This is a genomic window from Acetobacter fallax (genome assembly GCF_011516735.1).
Taxonomy (GTDB): domain Bacteria; phylum Pseudomonadota; class Alphaproteobacteria; order Acetobacterales; family Acetobacteraceae; genus Acetobacter; species Acetobacter fallax.
Genome location: NZ_WOSX01000113.1, coordinates 1 through 1,628 on the forward strand (window position 1 = coordinate 1; position 1,628 = coordinate 1,628).

1 protein-coding gene is annotated in these 1,628 nt (G+C 62.4%); it reads right to left on the reverse strand.

Annotated features, from left to right (window positions below):
- Positions 1-1,628, reverse strand: a 1,628-nt coding sequence (gene dxs, locus GOB85_RS18675) for a 1-deoxy-D-xylulose-5-phosphate synthase (RefSeq protein ID WP_173578859.1), incomplete at both ends; no start/stop codon positions are given.

A 1,628-nucleotide genomic window follows, 5' to 3' on the forward strand; every position in this document is an offset into this window, starting at 1 on the left:
GCGGTATGGACGATGTGCGGGGCGTTGAGTTCTGCGACGTTATATTGCTCGAACTGCGAATTATGATCGATGAACCGATCAGGCAGGGTCATGGTGCGGAGCCGGACGTGGTCGAGCAGACCGGTGCGGGCGAGATAATGGGCCACCAGCGCGCCGAATCCGCCTTCGGAGCCTTCCTCGATCGTGATCAGCACCGCGTGGTTGCGGGCCAGCTGCTCAACAAGAGCCGTATCCAGAGGTTTGGCAAAGCGCGCGTCGGCCACAGTCGGTGGCAGTCCGTGCGCGGCCAGCTGATCGGCGGCTTTCAGAACTTCCGCCAGACGCGGACCGAGCGAGAGGATGGCAATGCCACCTTTCTCGCGTCCGGACTGCGCGCCCATCTCACGGATGATCCGGCCTTTGCCGATTTCAATGACGGAACCAGACGCCGGGAGTTCAAGACCAAGCCCGTTCCCACGCGGATAGCGCAGCGCGATCGGACCTTCATCGAACTCCACTGCGGTTGCTGTCATGTGCAGCAGTTCCAGCTCATCGCTGGGCGCCATGATCGTCATGCCCGGCAGACAGCCGAGATAGGCCAGATCGAACGAGCCGGCATGGGTCGCGCCGTCAGCCCCGACCAGACCGGCCCGGTCGATGGCAAAACGCACCGGCAACCCCTGCAGGACCACATCGTGGACGACCTGATCGTAGCCACGCTGCAGAAAGGTCGAATAGATCGCGCAGAATGGCCGCAACCCTTCGGTGGCCATGCCGGCGGCAAAAGTCACGGCATGCTGCTCGGCAATGCCAACATCGAAGAAACGGTCGGGAAACCGGGTCGCGAATTTATCCAGCCCGGTGCCTGACGGCATCGCAGCGGTCACCGCGACGATTTTATCATCCGTCGAGGCCCGGTTCACCAGTTCACGGGCAAACACATTCGTCCAGGACGGCGGCCCTGGCGGCGCTTTTTTCTGCTCGCCGGTCACGACGTTGAACTTCGCCACGGCATGATACTTGTCACCCGCCGCCTCGGCCGGTTTGTAGCCATGACCTTTCTCGGTGATCACGTGCAGCAGAATCGGACCCTTGTCCGTATCGCGCAGATTCCGCAGAATCGGCACAAGCTGGCTCATGTCGTGGCCATCGACCGGGCCGACATAATAAAACCCGAGTTCCTCGAACAGCGTGCCGCCGGTGATCATGCCACGGGCATATTCCTCGGCCTTCTTGGCTGTGCGCTCAAGGCGGTCAGGCAGTTTTTTGACGACCTTCCCGGCGAGATCGCGCAGCCCCATGAACTGGCGCGAGGACATCAGGCGGGAGAGGTAGTTCGACATCGAACCGACCGGAGGCGCGATCGACATTTCGTTGTCGTTGAGGATAACGATCAGACGTTCCGCGCCGGGGCCTGCGACGGCAGCGTTATTCATCGCCTCATACGCCATGCCGGCGGAGATCGAGCCGTCCCCGATGACCGCAATCACATTGCGCTCACGGTAGGAGGGATCTTCCTCAGCCCGCAGATGATGCGCCACGGCCATGCCGAGACCGGCCGAGATCGAGGTGGAGGAGTGAGCCGCGCCGAACGGATCGTATTCGCTCTCCGAGCGCCGGGTGAAGCCCGACAGGCCGCCTGGCTGACG